At 61.2% G+C, this 16038-nt stretch carries 12 protein-coding genes and 1 riboswitch; of the genes, 5 read left to right on the top strand and 7 right to left on the bottom strand.

Translation table 11 applies throughout. The features are described from left to right. Positions 1 to 14 precede the first annotated feature (14 nt). From dnaN to E4656_RS15845, 4 genes are all read left to right on the top strand, one after another. Positions 15 to 1118 carry a DNA polymerase III subunit beta gene (gene dnaN, locus E4656_RS15860; protein ID WP_135484288.1) on the top strand — a complete coding sequence of 368 codons (1104 nt, stop codon included), beginning with the start codon at positions 15 to 17 and terminating at the stop codon, positions 1116 to 1118. Between the two features lie 55 nt (positions 1119 to 1173). Beyond that, the gene (gene recF, locus E4656_RS15855) at positions 1174 to 2292 is read left to right on the top strand and encodes a DNA replication/repair protein RecF (RefSeq protein WP_135484287.1); all 1119 of its coding nucleotides are present in this window, start codon (positions 1174 to 1176) and stop codon (positions 2290 to 2292) included. Between the two features lie 3 nt (positions 2293 to 2295). Beyond that, positions 2296 to 4704, top strand: a complete 2409-nt coding sequence (gene gyrB / locus E4656_RS15850; RefSeq protein ID WP_135484286.1) for a DNA topoisomerase (ATP-hydrolyzing) subunit B — start codon at positions 2296 to 2298, stop codon at positions 4702 to 4704. A gap of 171 nt (positions 4705 to 4875) precedes the next feature. After that, positions 4876 to 5000: riboswitch (yybP-ykoY riboswitch) on the top strand. 96 nt (positions 5001 to 5096) lie between these two features. Then, a complete protein-coding gene (locus E4656_RS15845) occupies positions 5097 to 5726 on the top strand; it encodes a TMEM165/GDT1 family protein (RefSeq protein ID WP_135484285.1) in 630 nt (209 codons plus the stop codon). A 67-nt stretch (positions 5727 to 5793) separates the two neighbouring features. On the opposite strand, the gene glyS is transcribed toward E4656_RS15845, so the two are convergent. From glyS to def, 7 genes are all read right to left on the bottom strand, one after another. Next, complete coding sequence (gene glyS / locus E4656_RS15840) at positions 5794 to 7884, bottom strand: glycine--tRNA ligase subunit beta (RefSeq protein ID WP_135484284.1); 2091 nt, start codon at positions 7882 to 7884, stop codon at positions 5794 to 5796. Further along, positions 7881 to 8825: a glycine--tRNA ligase subunit alpha gene (glyQ, locus tag E4656_RS15835; protein ID WP_240754002.1), complete on the bottom strand. Its 945-nt coding sequence runs from the start codon at positions 8823 to 8825 to the stop codon at positions 7881 to 7883. Before glyQ ends, glyS begins: the two co-directional genes overlap by 4 nt. A gap of 129 nt (positions 8826 to 8954) precedes the next feature. Then, positions 8955 to 10403 (bottom strand): TrkH family potassium uptake protein, encoded by a 1449-nt coding sequence (locus tag E4656_RS15830; RefSeq protein WP_135484282.1) that lies wholly within the window; start codon positions 10401 to 10403, stop codon positions 8955 to 8957. 8 nt (positions 10404 to 10411) lie between these two features. Further along, positions 10412 to 11788 (bottom strand): Trk system potassium transporter TrkA, encoded by a 1377-nt coding sequence (trkA, locus tag E4656_RS15825; protein WP_135484281.1) that lies wholly within the window; start codon positions 11786 to 11788, stop codon positions 10412 to 10414. Continuing rightward, positions 11785 to 13173 carry a 16S rRNA (cytosine(967)-C(5))-methyltransferase RsmB gene (rsmB, locus tag E4656_RS15820; protein WP_135484280.1) on the bottom strand — a complete coding sequence of 463 codons (1389 nt, stop codon included), beginning with the start codon at positions 13171 to 13173 and terminating at the stop codon, positions 11785 to 11787. Before rsmB ends, trkA begins: the two co-directional genes overlap by 4 nt. Further along, positions 13173 to 14114: a methionyl-tRNA formyltransferase gene (gene fmt, locus E4656_RS15815; RefSeq protein ID WP_135484279.1), complete on the bottom strand. Its 942-nt coding sequence runs from the start codon at positions 14112 to 14114 to the stop codon at positions 13173 to 13175. The genes rsmB and fmt overlap by 1 nt, the downstream gene beginning before the upstream one ends. A gap of 64 nt (positions 14115 to 14178) precedes the next feature. Next, positions 14179 to 14682, bottom strand: a complete 504-nt coding sequence (gene def / locus E4656_RS15810; protein WP_135484278.1) for a peptide deformylase — start codon at positions 14680 to 14682, stop codon at positions 14179 to 14181. A gap of 231 nt (positions 14683 to 14913) precedes the next feature. Between def and E4656_RS15805 the strand changes: the two genes are divergently transcribed. Next, complete coding sequence (locus tag E4656_RS15805; protein ID WP_135484277.1) at positions 14914 to 16005, top strand: LysM peptidoglycan-binding domain-containing protein; 1092 nt, start codon at positions 14914 to 14916, stop codon at positions 16003 to 16005. Positions 16006 to 16038: the final 33 nt, after the last annotated feature.

Below are 16038 nucleotides of genomic sequence, written 5' to 3'. Positions count from 1 at the left end.
CAAGAGTAAGGACAATGAATCTGAACGTCTCACGCGAAGCCCTGCTGAAGCCGCTACAGTTTGTGGCCGGAGTGGTAGAAAAGAGGAATACTCTGGCCATACTGGCCAATGTGCTGCTGGAAGCGGAAGGCGATACACTGACGCTGACCGGTACCGACCTGGAAGTGGAACTGGTGGCCCGAGTGCCGCTTGAAACACCGGCGCCCCAGGCTTGGCGGGTGACGCTGCCGGCCCGCAAGCTGCTTGATCTGTGCAAGTCGCTGCCGGCGGAATCGCAGTTGCAGTTCAGCTCCGAAGGGGAGCGGGTACTGCTGACCAGCGGCCGCAGCCGCTATTCCCTGTCGACCCTGCCGGCCACTGAATTCCCCAATATCCAGACCGATGAGCAGGCCAGCGAGTTGTTTATTCCGCAAAGTGCCCTGTTGCGCATCATTGATGCCACGACCTTCGCCATGGCGGTGCAGGATGTGCGCTACTATCTGAACGGCATGTTGCTGGAACTGAAAGACCGGCAATTGCGCACCGTGGCCACAGACGGCCATCGCCTGGCCATGGCGGCAGTGAATTCGGAAGACCCTGTACCCGGGGTACAGGTGATCGTACCGCGCAAGGGCGTGCTGGAAATGCAGCGTATCCTGGAAGATACCGACTCGCCGGTCAGGCTGACACTGACCACCAACCATCTGCGCGCGACAGTCGAACAGTATACCTTCACCACCAAGCTGGTTGATGGCAAGTTCCCCGACTACGAACGGGTGATTCCGCGCGGCGGCGACAAGGAGATAGTGGCCGACAAGGACAGCCTGCGGCTGGTGCTGACCCGGGCTGCGATCCTGTCCAACGAGAAGTATCGCGGCGTGCGACTGACAGTGACCAGCGGTAATCTGCAGGTACTGGCCAACAATCCGGAGCAGGAAGAAGCAGAAGAAAACCTGCCCGTCGATTATGAAGGCGAAACGCTGGAAGTGGGGTTCAACGTCAATTATCTGATCGACGTTCTGAATGCCATCAAGGGCGAGCAGGTGCTGATCAAGGCTGCCGACGCCAACAGCAGTGCTCTGGTGCGGGACTTCGACGACGAGACCGCACTGTACGTTGTCATGCCGATGCGTCTCTAGGTCTATTGGCCGTATTCACCGACCCGGTCGGTGAATACGGCCAACTCCTCACTGCATGTATCTCTCTCTTCTCAAAGTCTCCGGTTTCCGTAACCTTGACGGCTTGCGTTTTCAACCTGGCCCGCGCTTCAACTGCATCAGCGGCGATAACGGGTCGGGTAAGTCGTCTCTGCTGGAGGCGCTTTACGTGCTGGGCACCGGCAAGAGCTATCGAGTGGCGCAGCATCGTCCCCTGATCCATATCCAGGCCGAGCGCTTCTCTCTTTATGGAGAGCTGCAGCCCAGTGGGTATGCGATCGGCATGGAGCGGTCCAGACAGTCGGACAGTCATATCGTGGTCAATGGTGATCGTGTGCATTCAGCCAGCCAACTGGCGGCCATCATGCCCGTACAGGCGCTGACACTGGATGACTTCCAGCTTTTCGAGGGCGGACCCCGTGTTCGCCGCCGTTTTCTCGACTGGGGTGTGTTCCACGTGGAACAACAGGGTTCAGGCCCCGTATTCCGTCGCTTTGAGCGGGCCGTAAAACAACGCAACAGTGGGCTGAAATCTGGTAAAATATCGGCTTCCGAGCGGCAGGCCTGGACCCATGAATTCCTGCGCGTGTCCGGCCAGTTGCATGAGTTGCGTACGGCCTACACCGAAACGCTGCTGAAAGAGTTTCGGCAGCTGTGTGAGCGGTCCGATACACTGGCCTTCGGACGTGAACTGGGTATTCAGTATAGCCCGGGCTGGGACAGCCGGCTGACGCTGGAAGAGGCCTTGTCACGACCGGGCATACAGGAGCGCGAGCGGCGTACCGGCATTACCCAGGTCGGGCCCCATCGGGCGGATCTGCGCATGCTGTGGGAAGGCATGCCGGCCCGTGATGTACTGTCACGGGGGCAGATGAAGGTGCTCGGGCACTGTCTGAAACTGGCCCAGATTCGTTGTCTGGCCCAGCGGGAAAATACAACATTGCCGATCATCCTGATGGATGATCTGGCCGCAGAACTGGATCAGGCCCATCTGACCGAGATGTTGCGGCTGATCGACAGTTTTGACACCCAGGTCTTTATGACCGTTCTGGCCGCAGACCAGCTTCCGGCCCCCGGGCTGTGGTCTGCGCATGATGACCCGCGCTGGTTTGCCGTAGAAGCAGGTCGGGTTCACCCATACAGGTTACAGGAGTAATCGATGTCTGATACATACGATTCGTCGAGCATCAAGGTGCTGAAAGGGCTGGATGCCGTGCGCAAGCGACCCGGGATGTATATCGGTGATACCGATGACGGCACCGGTCTGCACCACATGGTTTTCGAGGTAGTGGACAACTCGATTGATGAGGCTCTGGCCGGTCATTGCTCGGATATAGAAGTCATCATTCACCAGGATGAGTCGGTGTCGGTCAGTGACAACGGCCGTGGCATACCGACCGATGAGCACGAGGAAGGCAAATCAGCAGCGGAAGTCATCATGACCGTCCTGCACGCAGGCGGCAAGTTTGACGACAACAGCTACAAGGTATCCGGCGGTCTGCACGGTGTGGGTGTATCCGTGGTCAACGCGCTGTCGCGCGAACTGATCCTGACCATCTGGCGCAACGGCTTCAAGTATCAGCAGGTATATCATCACGGTGTACCGGATACCCCGTTGGAACAGCTGGAAGCTGCTGACAGGACCGGTACCAGAATTCATTTCCGTCCGTCCGGCGAGACCTTCACCAATATCGAATTCCACTATGACATCCTGGCCAAGCGGCTGCGCGAACTGTCATTCCTGAACAGCGGTGTATCCATCTGGCTGCGCGACGAGCGCGATGGCAAGGAAGAGCATTTCTGCTATGAAGGTGGTCTGCGGTCCTTTGTCGACTACCTCAACAAGAACAAGACCACGCTGAACAGCACCTTCCATTTCAATCAGATGCGGGAAGATGGTACCGGGGTAGAGGTGGCGCTGCAGTGGAATGACAGCTATCAGGAACAGATTCTGTGCTACACCAACAATATTCCGCAGCGGGATGGTGGCACCCACCTGGCCGGTTTCCGGGCCGCCATTACGCGCTGTCTGAACAACTACATCACCCAGGAAAATGTACAGAAGAAACAGAAGGTGAACACCACCGGCGACGATGCTCGGGAAGGTCTTACGGCCATTATCTCGGTCAAGGTGCCGGATCCCAAGTTCAGTTCGCAGACCAAGGACAAACTGGTCTCGAGCGAGGTCAAGACGGCTGTAGAGCAGGAAATGGGGCAGCACTTTGCCGATTATCTGCTGGAGAAGCCGAACGAAGCCAAGCAGATCGTGCAGAAGATGATTGACGCGGCACGGGCTCGGGAAGCCGCACGCAAGGCCCGGGACATGACCCGCCGCAAGGGCGCCCTGGATATAGCCGGTCTGCCGGGCAAGCTGGCCGACTGTCAGGAGAAGGACCCGGCGCTGTCAGAGCTCTATCTGGTGGAGGGTGATTCCGCCGGTGGTTCTGCCAAGCAGGGCCGGGATCGCAAGACGCAGGCCATTCTGCCGCTGAGGGGCAAGATCCTCAATGTCGAGAAATCACGCTTCGACAAGATGCTGGCTTCGGCCGAGGTTGGCACTCTGATCACAGCTCTGGGCTGTGGTATCGGTCGCGAAGAATTCAATATCGCCAAGCTGCGCTACCACAACATCATCATCATGACCGATGCGGACGTGGACGGTTCCCATATTCGAACCCTGTTGCTGACCTTCTTTTTCCGACAGATGCCGGAACTGATCGAAAACGGCTACATCTATATCGCCCAACCACCACTGTACAAGGTGAAAAAGGGCAAGCAGGAGCAGTACATCAAGGATGATGATGCGCTGAACTATTATCTCACTCAGGTGGCCATTGATGGCGCCGAACTGATACCGGAAGAGGGTGCGCCACCAATCAGCGGTGAAGCACTGGAAAAACTGATCCTGCAGTATCAGGCCGTGATGAAAGCCATTGGCCGACTGGCCCGGGTCTATCCGGAAGCGGTGTTGGAAAATCTGCTGTATCTGCCGACGGTGAATCGCGAACTGATGCGCGGGGAGGCCGAAATGCAGGCCTGGACGGATCAGATGGACAGCATGCTGCAGGCCTACAACACCAGTACCCGGGTCTACAGTGCGGAAATCTATCGCAATGAAGAGACCGGGCTGCACGCACCGCGTATCACGTCCGTGCAGCATGGGCTCTCGCAGACTTACAGCCTGACGCCTGAGTTCTTTGAATCCGAGGACTATCAGCGCATCAACGGTCTGGGCAAGGTCATGCTGGACCTGTTCAGTGACGGGGCCCGAATTGTACGCGGCAACAGGGAGCTCAGCACCGAGCGCATGGCCGAGATGATGACCTGGCTCATGAATGAGGCCCAGCGCGGCTATCATATACAGCGCTACAAGGGTCTGGGCGAGATGAACCCGGAGCAGCTCTGGGAAACCACCATGGATCCGGAGTCCAGGCGCATGCTGCAGGTATCGGTCAAGGACGCCATCGCGGCGGACCAGATATTCACCACGCTGATGGGTGATGATGTCGAGCCCAGACGCGAGTTCATACAGCAGAATGCCCTGCTGGTGGAGAACCTGGACTACTGACGCAATCTGCAGTTGAGCTTTGCAACAAGCCATTGTTCCACGTGGAACAATGGCTTTTTTGTGGATGGCTGTCTGATTTGCCGGTACAGAGTGTTCCACGTGGAACATCTTGCGCCTGCGACCAGACTCGACACTTGAAGTTGGGGCGCCTTTGCGGTTTAATGCCGCCATCCTTCAGGGGAGTAGTCGCCTGCTCTGAGCATTCAGGGCGGGGTGTACATCAACATATTTGGTCCACATGACCATGGTGTACACGGCTCGGCAGGTTGCCTGTGACCTGTCAGCTTGGCGAGACCTGTGCGGTGTTTTCTTCCGGTTGACGGACAAGTCAGGCTGGGCGATGGAAAACGCTGCACCGGTTTTGTCCAAGTCGCCCAGCCCGGAGAAGTTCCATGGATGCCTTTCTTGTTTCAGCGCTCGCTGTCGGCATTGCCGAAATCGGTGATCGCTCCCTCTTTCTTGCCCTGTTGCTGGGGCTGCGCTACCGCCGCCCCTGGCCCATATTCTGGGGCATGGCTCTGGGTCTGTTCGCTAACCAGTTGCTGACAGCGCTGGCCGGCCTGTGGCTGTTCAGCCTGTTGCCCATGCACTGGCAACCCTGGCTGATTGCGGGTGTATTCCTGATCATGGCAGTCTGGCTGCTGTTCGAGGAGGACGATGCGCCGCCACCGGTGCGCTCCGGCCGACATCTGATGCTCTCGTCCGCACTGGCCTTCTTCATACTGGAAATGGCCGACAAGACACAGGTCACCGTAATCGGCCTGATGGGGGTCTATGGCCAGGTGGTACCGGTTGTTCTGGGTGCGACCCTGGGTATTCTGCTGGTGACCACGCCGGCGCTCTGGCTGGGTCATCGTTTTGCCGACCGGATACCGACCCGGGTCGTCCGTCGCCTGGCCAGCCTGCTGTTTCTGTTGCTGGCCCTGTGGGTCATGGCCGATGCACTGGGCTGGTTGCCGGATTGGTGGTCGGTATCCGATCTCTTTCCACGCCTGCAGCCGGAAGACGCAGCCAGCCCCTGATTTCACGGACACAAAAAAACCGCCGGCAGACGACTGCCGGCGGCTTTGGTATCGCCTCAGCGAGAGATCAAAGCTGCAGCAGCGAAATATCAGCGACCTGCAGGAACAGCTGCCGCACTCTGTAGAGCAGCGCCAGGCGCTGTTGGCGCAGGTCGGCGTCTTCGGCCATGACCATGACCTCCGCGAAGAACTGATCCAGTGGCTCCTTGAGGCTGCTCAGCGCCTTCAGGGCCCCGGCGTAGTCATGCTGTGCGACCTGCTGCGGTACTTCGGTTTCCAGAGCCTGCAGCCGCTCGAGCAATGCGGCTTCCGCCGGCTCTGTCAGCGCCGTGGTGCCGGTGACACGAGACAGGTCGGCATCGGCCTTGGCCAGCAGGTTGGCCACGCGTTTGTTGGCTTCACTCAGGCTGGCAGCGGCACTGGAATCCTTGAAGGTGCTGACTGCGGATACGCGGCGGTGGATATCCAGGGGTACCGTCAATGCCAATTCGCGCACCGAATAGAACACATCCGTGGGCACCGACTGGTCCTGATACCAGGCGCGGAAGCGCTCCAGTACATAGGCCAGAGCCTCATCAACGGCGGTATCCCGGGCGGGCAGTGAACGCTTACCATAGCCCGCGAGCGCCGAGTTCAGCAGGGCCCTGAGGTCGAGCGGCAGAGCTTTTTCGATCAGCAGCCGCAGAATACCCAGAGAAGCCCGTCGCAGTGCAAAGGGGTCACGCGTGCCGGTGGGCTTCTGGCCGATGGCAAAGATGCCCACCAGCGTATCGAGGCGATCGGCCAGCGCCACCAGGCTGCCTTCCAGCGTTTCCGGCAGTGCATCGCCGGCGAAAGCCGGACGATAGTGGTCACGAATGGCACTGGCGACGCCTGCGGGCTCGCCACTGCGCAGCGCATAGTAGTAGCCGGCCGTACCCTGCAGGTCATCGAACTCGAAGACCAGATCCGTCACCAGGTCGGCCTTGGCCAGCAGGGCGCCGCGACCGGCGATTGTCTGGTCTGCCCCGGCCAGGCCGGCCAGATGTGTGGTCAGCTTCTCGATCCTGCGTGCCTTGTCGCCGACCGTGCCCAGCTGTTTCTGGAAGACCACCTTGTCGAGCTTGGCCACCCGCTCTGCCAGCGGGGTCTTGAGGTCGCTTTCCCAGAAGAAGGCGGCGTCGGCCAGGCGCGGCCGAATCACTTTTTCATTGCCAGACACCACCAGTTCGGGGTCCCGGCTTTCCAGGTTGGCCACAAAGAAGAAGCGATTGACCAGTTCGCCGCTGTCGGAGCGGGCCGGGAAATACTTCTGGTGTTCCTGCATGGACGACACCAGCGCCTCGGCCGGCACGTCGAGGAAGCGCTGCTCGAACTGGCCACTCAGAACCACCGGCCATTCGTTCAGGGCGGTGACCTCATCCAGCAGGTCATCTTCCACCACCACCTGCACACCATGCTCATCGGCGGCCTTGCTCAGGTGGTTGCGGATATAGTCCCGGCGCGCCTCGAAACCGGCCAGTACCCAGCCCTGGTCGCGCAATACGGTTTCATAATCAGCGGGACGGCGGATCGCAATGGCCTCGGGGGCATGAATGCGGTGTCCGTAGCTCAGGTTGTCCGCCGTCAGACCGAAGGCTTCGTAGGGCAGTACATCCTCGCCCCACAGGGCCAGCAGCCACTTGACGGGCCGCACAAACTCGAAGCGATGGCTGCCCCAGCGCATCCGCTTGGCCACCGGCAGACGATCCAGTGCCCGATCCAGAATGGCCGGCAGCAGGGCCGTGGTGGCCTGGCCCGGCTCGGTACCCCGATACACCAGATAGGCGCCCTTGTCGGTCTCTACCTGCTCCAGATCGGATACCGCTATACCGCAGGAGCTGGCAAAGCCCTCTGCCGCGCGTGTGGGTTTGCCGGCATCGTCAAAGGCCGCCTTGACGGCTGGCCCCCGGCGCTCGAACTCGCGGTCGGCCTGACGGTCCTGCAGTGCATTGATGCGCAGAGCCAGCCGGCGTGGCGCGGCAAAGCGGCTGACCTCGCCGTGCTGCAGCCCGGCCTCGGCCAGGCCGGTGCAGACTTCCTGTTCCAGTGCCTGTGCCAGTTGCTTGAGTGATTTCGGCGGCAGCTCTTCCGTGCCCAGCTCGAACAGGAAATCCTGAGTTCCGGTATCTGTGGTCATTGGGCGGACTCCTTCTCCTGCCGGGCCTTGACCTGGGCCCTGATGTCGGCATCGGCCATGGGAAAATCGAGCGCTGCGCGCGAGTCATAGTAGGCCTCGGCCACGGCGCGGGACAGTGTGCGGATGCGCAGGATATAGCCCTGACGCTCGGTGACCGAGATGGCATGGCGGGCATCGAGCAGGTTGAATGTATGACCGGCCTTCAGAATCTGTTCATAGGCCGGCAAGGGCAGCCCGGCTTCGATCAGCCGCTTGCTCGCCGCTTCATGCTCTTCGAAGGCGGCAAACAGCGCTTCGACATTGGCATGCTCGAAATTGTAGGTGGACTGTTCGACCTCGTTCTGATGATAGACATCACCATAGGTCACCACAGAGCCATCGCGGCTGCGGGTCCAGATCAGGTCATAGACGTTGTCCACTTCCTGAATGTACATGGCAAGGCGCTCCAGACCATAGGTCAGCTCGCCGGTCACGGGGAAGCATTCCAGACCGCCCACCTGCTGAAAATAGGTGAACTGGGTGATTTCCATGCCATTCAGCCAGACTTCCCAGCCCAGACCCCAGGCCCCCAGTGTCGGGTTTTCCCAGTTGTCTTCCACAAAGCGGATGTCGTGCACGGTCGGATCAATGCCCATGGCGCGCAGCGACCCCAGGTAGAGATCCTGCAGATCATCGGGTGAGGGCTTGAGCACCACCTGATACTGATAGTAATGCTGCAGACGGTTCGGGTTTTCCCCGTAGCGGCCATCGGTAGGGCGGCGGCTGGGCTGCACATAGGCAGCGTTCCAGCGCTCGGGCCCGATGGCCCGCAGGAAGGTGGCCGGATGCGATGTCCCGGCCCCCACTTCCATATCCAGCGGTTGCAGCATTACGCAGCCGTGTTCAGCCCAGTATTGCTGCAGGGTCAGAATCAGTTCCTGAAAGGTCGGTTTTGCTGACACATTGCACCTTTTGATGTTAGTGGACACTCACTAACCAGGCTGTCATGCAGCCTGCAAGCGTGTGCGGGGCATGCCCGAACCACAGAGTGACGAAGAATCGGGCATTATAAAGCGGGGGCGTGGCCTTGCCTACCGGCGCCAGAACATCGGGCTCATAATGATGATCAGCGTGAAGATCTCCAGGCGGCCCATCAGCATGCCGAAACAGAGCAGCCATTTGGAGGCGTCCGGAATGCTGGCATAGTTCGAGGCAACTGCCCCCAGACCCGGACCCAGGTTGTTCATGGCCGCGCCGACGGCGGACCAGGACGTGACGAAATCCAGTCCGGTGGCCAGCATGGCAATCAGCAGCACCAGAAACACGAACACATAGACGGAGAAATAGCCCCAGACCGCACTCAGTACCCGATCCGGCACTTCGGTACGCCCCACCTTGATGGGAAAGACCCCATTGGGATGGATCAGCCGTTTGACTTCCCGCACCCCCTGCTTCCACAGCAACAGAATGCGGATCGACTTCATGCCGCCGGCGGTAGAGCCTGCCGAGCCCCCCATGAAGGAGGCCATGAACAGCAGGAAGGGCAGAAACAGCGGAAAGTGCGCAAAGCCGGTGCTGGCATAACCGGTTGTGGTCATGATGGAGGTGGCCTCGAAGGCGCCTATGCGCAGGGCCTGCCAGCCTGTCTCGCTGGTGGTGGCCCAGAGCGACAGGGTGGTAACGCCCATCAGGCCGAAAATCAGCAGCAGAAAGAAGCGATATTCCGGATCGCGCAGGTACTGCCCGGGTCTGCGCGTGCGAAAGGCGACAAAATGCAGTCCGAAATTGGCGGCGGCCAGCAGCATGAACACGATGGCAATGAATTCTATGGCGCCACTGTTGAAATGACCGATACTGGCATCATGGGTGGAGAAGCCGCCGATGGCGACGGTGCTGAAGGCATGGCCCACGGCGTCGAACGGGCTCATGCCGGCGAGCCAGTAGCCCAGACCGGCGGCTGCCGTCAGCCCGACATAGATCAGCCACAGTGCCTTGGCCGTCTCGGCGATGCGCGGGGCCAGCTTGTTGTCCTTCATGGGCCCGGACATTTCCGCCCGATACAGCTGCATGCCGCCCACGCCCAGCATGGGCAGGATGGCCACGGCGAGCACGATGATGCCCATGCCACCCATCCACTGCAGTTGCTGGCGATAGAAGCGGATCGACTCGGGCAGATCCTGGATGCCGGTCATCACGGTAGCGCCGGTAGTGGTCAGCCCGGAAAAGGACTCGAAAAAGGCATCGGTGTAGGACAGGGCGGCATCGGTGGACAGATACAGCGGCAGCGACCCGGCGGTGCCCAGTACCACCCAGAACAGGCCCGTGATCAGGAAGCCTTCGCGGGTCCGCAGTTCGTCCCGGTTGCGCAGCACCGGCAGCCACAGCAGCAGCCCGGCTGCCAGAATGAACACGAACGACCAGGCAAAGCTGTAGAAGGCGCCATCGTCGTACCACAGCGACAGGCCGGCCGGTGGCAGCATGGCCACCGAGAACACCATCAGCAGCAAGCCCAGTACGCGCAGTATGATGCGAAAATGCATGCCAGTCCCTAGAAGAAAGTCAGTCCGACCTGGAACAGCCGCTCCACGTCACGAATCCGTTTCTTGTTCATCAGAAAGAGGATCACATGGTCTTCGGCCTCGATCACCAGCCCGCGATGCGCCATGATGACCTCCCCCTCCCGGACCACGGCACCAATGGTGGTGCCTTCCGGCAGGTCGATGTCGGCGATATTGCGCCCGACTACCCGGGAGCTGTTGCGATCGCCGTGTGCCACCGCCTCCACGGCTTCTGCGGCCCCCCGACGCAGTGAATGCACATTGACGATATCGCCCCGGCGCACATGGGTCAGCAGGCTGCCGATGGTGGCCAGCGACGGTGAAATGGCAATGTCGATTTCACCGCCCTGCACCAGGTCGACATAGGCCGGGTTGTTGATCAGCGCCATCACCTTGCGTGCACCCAGGCGCTTGGCCAGCATGGAGGACATGATGTTGGCTTCATCATCATTGGTCAGGGAGATGAAGATATCGGTGTCCTCGATATTCTCGCTGATCAGCAGTTCCTGATCGGAGGCATTGCCCTGCAGCACCACGGTGTTGTTCAGATGCTCGGACAGATGATGACAGCGCTCGGGGTTCCGCTCGAGCAACTTGACGCGGTAGCGGTGTTCAATGGACGAGGCCAGCCGAAAACCGATATTGCCGCCGCCGGCGATCAGGATGCGCTTGTAGGCCACTTCCTTGCGCCGCAGTTCACTCATGACGGCGCGGATATTGGCGCTGGCGGCTATGAAGAAGACTTCGTCACCGGGTTCGATGCGGGTATTGCCCTCGGGCAGAATGGGCCTGTCCTTGCGGAAGATGGCCGCCACCCGGGCTGGTACATTCGGCATGTGCTGCTTCAGAAAACGCAGTTCCTGGCCCACCAGGGGCCCGCCTTCATAGGCGCGCACGCCGACCAGCTTGATGTGACCCTCGGCGAAATCGAGTACCTGCAGGGCACCTGGATGTTCGATCAGCCGCCGGATATAGTCGCAGACCACCTGTTCCGGGCTGATCAGTACATCAACGGGGCAGGCCTCGGTGCGAAACAGGGCATCCGCATGTTTCAGGTAATCCGGGTTGCGGATGCGCGCTATCTTGGTCGGAGTCTTGAACAGGGCCAGGGCCACCTGGGAGGCGGCCATATTGACCTCATCACTGCTGGTGACACAGATGATCAGGTCGGCCTCGTCGGCTCCGGCCTGACTCATCACCGTGGGGTGCGAGGCCATGCCGTGCACGGTGCGGATATCGAGACGTTCCTGCAGGTCGCGCAGGCGCTCCAGATCGGTGTCGACCAGGGTGATGTCGTTGTCTTCGTGGGCCAGGGTGTCAGCCAGGCTGCCGCCTACCTGACCGGCCCCCAGTATGACGATCTTCATGGTATGTTCCGTCCGGCGCCGGGGTCTTGCGGTGCCGGCGCGATTCCCGACTCGCCGGACTGCGTCGAACTCCCGTTATCCGGGTGTTTGCGCAGGCGGCAGTAGTAGAATCCGTCGGCACCGTCCTTCTGTGGCAGCCATTGTTCACCGAGTGGTCCGGGAAGTCCATGGGTTTCAGTCACCCCGTCCGGGTAGGGCAGTGGCTCAATGTCAGCCCCGGGCGTGCGGGCCAGAAACTGCTCTATCTGGGCGCTGTTTTCTTCCGGCAGCACGGAGCAGGTGGCATAGAGCAGGGTGCCGCCCGGTTTGAGGGCAGTCCAGGCGACATCCAGCAGTCTGGCCTGCAGTGCCACCAGGGTGGCGACATCGTCGGGGCGTCGGATCAGCTTGATGTCGGGATGGCGCCGGATCACGCCGGTGCCGGAACAGGGGACATCCAGCAGAATGCGATCGAAGGGCTGGCCATCCCACCACTGATCCGGCTGTTCGGCGGCGGCTTTCTTCAGGGTGGCCTGCAGGCCCAGGCGCTGCAGGTTCTCTTCCACCCGGGCCAGGCGGCGCCCGCTGATGTCCAGTGCAGTGACTTCGGCACGGCCACCGGTCAGTTCCAGAATATGCCCGGTCTTGCCGCCGGGCGCGGCACAGGCATCCAGTATCCGTTCGCCGGGTTGCGGCTCAAGCCAGTGAACGGCCATCTGTGCCGCTTCATCCTGCACCGACACCTGACCGTCACTGAAGCCGGGAATCGTATCCACCGGGCCGGCTTCGGTCAAAGTGACGCCATAGGGGCTGATCCGGGTCGGCTGGCCGGCCAGACCGGCTGCTTCCAGTGTGGTCAGCCAGTCAGCTCGGGTTTGCTGCTGCAGGTTGAGGCGCAGCGTCATGGGCCCCGGCGTCTGATTGGCCTCCACCAGGCTCTGCCAGTGGTCCGGCCAGGCGGCGCGAAACTGTTTGAGCAGCCAGGCCGGATGATTCCAGCGTGCTTCTTCGGTTGCGGGTGCGGTCAGCTGGCCGCGAATGGCTTTGCGCAACAGCGCATTGACCAGACCCCGGGCCCAGGGTTTGTTGAGGACCTGTGTGGCTTCGACCGTGGCGTTGACCAGGGCATGGTCGGGGGTGTCCATATAGCGCAGCTGGCACAGGCCGACCAGGATCAGGCTGTGGATGTCGCCATCCTTGCGCTTGAGGGGCTTGTTGAGCGCGCTGCGGGCCAGGGCATCCAGTTCCTGAAAATGCCGGATGGTCTGATAGACCAGCGCCTGCACAAAACCACGGTCTCGTGCCGGCACCTGATCCAGGGCCGCCGGCAGGCATTCGGCGAGTGATTGCTGTTCCTGCCAGACCAGGCGGACACAGAGACAGGCGGCAACACGGGCGGCTGGCATCAGGTCAGTACCTCGCCGGATTGCAGAGCCTGCCCGGAGCCGCGCAGCCAGTCTGCCACCGGCATGGCTTTCTTGCCGGCCGGCTGTACCTGCAGCAGTTCCAGCCAGCCGTCGCCGGTGGCTATGTATAGGCGTTCATCGGACCGTCTGACGGTGCCCGGCCGGGTTGCCTCTGCACTGTCTGCCTGCGCCGACCAGACCCGCACCGGCTTGCCCTGCCATTCGAACCAGCATACGGGCCAGGGGTTGAAGGCCCGCACCCGATTGGCCAGCGCCTGTGCAGACTGCTGCCAGTCCAACTGGCCTTCCTGTTTGCTCAGCTTGTGGGCATAGGTGACGCCGGTGTCGGGTTGCGGGCGTGCGGCCGCCAGTTTCTGTTCGATATCGGGCAGCGTCTCCAGCAACAGCTGGGCGCCCAGTTCGGCCAGGGCATCATGCAGTTCGCCGCCGGTCATGGTTGCGGGCAGAGGCAGGCGCCGCTCGGCGATCATGGGGCCGGTATCGAGGCCGGCATCCATCTGCATCAGGGTAACGCCGGACTCGGTGTCGCCTGCTTCGAGTGCGCGCTGAATCGGCGCCGCGCCACGCCAGCGCGGCAGCAGTGACGCATGCACATTGATGCAACCGAGGCGGGGTGTGGTCAGGACTGCCGTGGGCAGCAGCAGCCCGTAGGCCACTACAATCATCAGATCGGGTTGCAGGGCCTGCAATTCGTCCAGGCTGGTCTGGTCACGGAAATGTGGCGGCTGGAAGACCGGCAGACCTGCTGCCACCGCCGTCTGCTTGACCGGCGACGCCGAGGCCTGGCGGCCCCTGCCGGCGGGCCGGTCGGGCTGGGTATAGACGGCGACCGGACGGACACCGGCGTCCAGCAACTGCTGTAACGGCCGGGCGGCGAAATCCGGCGTGCCCGCAAACACGATGCGCTGCACCTCAGGCATGCTTGGCAGAATCCTTCTGGTCAGTGAGTCGGGTGGTGGGCAGGCAAGCCCGGACCGACGGCGCTCAGGCCGTCGCCCGGTGTGCTTTTTCCAGCTTCTTGCGAATGCGGCCGCGTTTCAGCGTCGACAGATAGTCCACAAACAGCTTGCCGTCCAGATGATCGCACTCGTGCTGGATACAGATGGCCAGCAGGTCATGCGCTTCCATGGTGAAAGACTCGCCGTGCTGGTCCAGGGCCTGTACCCGAATATGGTCCTTGCGGGTGACCTCCTCATAGTAGCCGGGTACCGACAGGCAGCCCTCCGGGTACTGGATGTCTTCGCCGAGCAGTTCCAGCTCGGGGTTGATGAAGACATGTGGCTCGGACTGGTCTTCCGAGACATCCACCACGATGATGCGCTGGTGCACATTGACCTGGGTGGCGGCCAGGCCAATGCCCGGCGCGTCATACATGGTTTCCAGCATGTCGTCGCACAGCTGGCGGATGCTGTCGTCCACTGCTTCCACCGGCCTGGCCTTGGTGCGCAGACGCGGATCCGGAAATTCCAGAATGTCGAGTTTTGCCATGTGTTCGGCCTCGCGACGTGATAAAAGTTTGAACCGGGCCACAGTTTTGTCACCCCGTGGCCCTTGTAGTGGTCTGAGCGCCCTGTGCCCCTGTCCGTTGCGTTTTCAGGGTTGCCAAATTGGTTTAAGCTTGCACGCAGACTGGCCATCATTATACATCATTCGGACGGCCCGGGGGACCTCAGGACAGTGTCCGTGCCCTCGTCAATTGACCGATTAGGGACGGCAACAATGAAAAAATGGCTGATCGGCCCGGCTTTGTCACTGAGCCTGCTGTGCGCCCCGCCCCTGTGGGCGGATGAGCTGACACTGCGCCCGGATGTACCAGAACAATATATAGTGCAACGAGGGGATACGCTGTGGGACATCGCCCGGATGTATCTGCATGAACCCTGGCGCTGGGAAGACATCTGGCTGATCAACCCCCAGGTCGACAATCCCCATCTGATCTACCCCGGCGATGTGCTGCGCCTGACCTGGGTTGACGGTGAACCCAGGCTGACCATCGATGAACGGGCCGAGCAGACCATGCGTCTGACCGAAGACGACATGGACGACGACGGCACTGTGCGGCTGAGCCCGCGTGTGCGCGTTGAGACCCTTGATGGCGCCATTCCGACCATTCCCCGCGAGCGCATCTCAGCTTTCCTGAGCCGCAGTCTGATCGTCAGCGAGGACCGCCTCGACGAGGCGGCCTATGTGGTGGGCGGCGATGAAGGCCGCATTGTGCTGGGCGCCGGCGATCGCATCTACGCCCGTGGCAGTGACTGGGGCGAAACCGGGGACCGCTATGAGGTGTTCCGGCGCGGAGAGCGTTATGTGGATGCTGAAACCCGGGAGACTCTGGGCATTGAGGCAATAGCTCTGGGCATGGCTGAACTGGAAACCCGGCAGGATGATATTGCCCGCGTACAGCTGACGCAGTCCCGGCAGAATATCCGCGTCGGCGACCGCCTGCTGCTGGTCAGCCGCGAGTCCCCAAGCAGCGTCTTTTTCCCGGCAGCACCTGATCGGGACCTGACCGGGGTCATTCTCAACAAGGCAGACGGGGGCCAACTGATCGGTCAGTTTGATGTGGTCCTGCTCAATCGCGGTGCCGCAGATGGGGTTACCGAAGGCCATGTTTTCGACATTGCCCGCCCGGGTGAGCAAATCCGCGATCCGCTGAACAATGATGTGCTGCAGCTGCCGGGTGATCGTTCCGGCAGCCTGATGGTGTTCCGGGTCTTTGACCGGCTTTCCTACGGGCTGGTCATGAATGCCACCAACACCATCCGCGTCGGCGACCACATCCAGTCACCGGAGTTGTCCAGCCTGCCCTGAGCCGGGCGCGGACCTCGCGTGCGCCCACAGGGA

The sequence above is a fragment of the Natronospirillum operosum genome (genome assembly GCF_004768465.1).
In the GTDB taxonomy this organism is placed as follows: domain Bacteria; phylum Pseudomonadota; class Gammaproteobacteria; order Pseudomonadales; family Natronospirillaceae; genus Natronospirillum; species Natronospirillum operosum.
The sequence above is the reverse complement of the archived record's forward strand: the minus strand, read 5'-3'. Positions and strand labels throughout refer to the sequence as shown.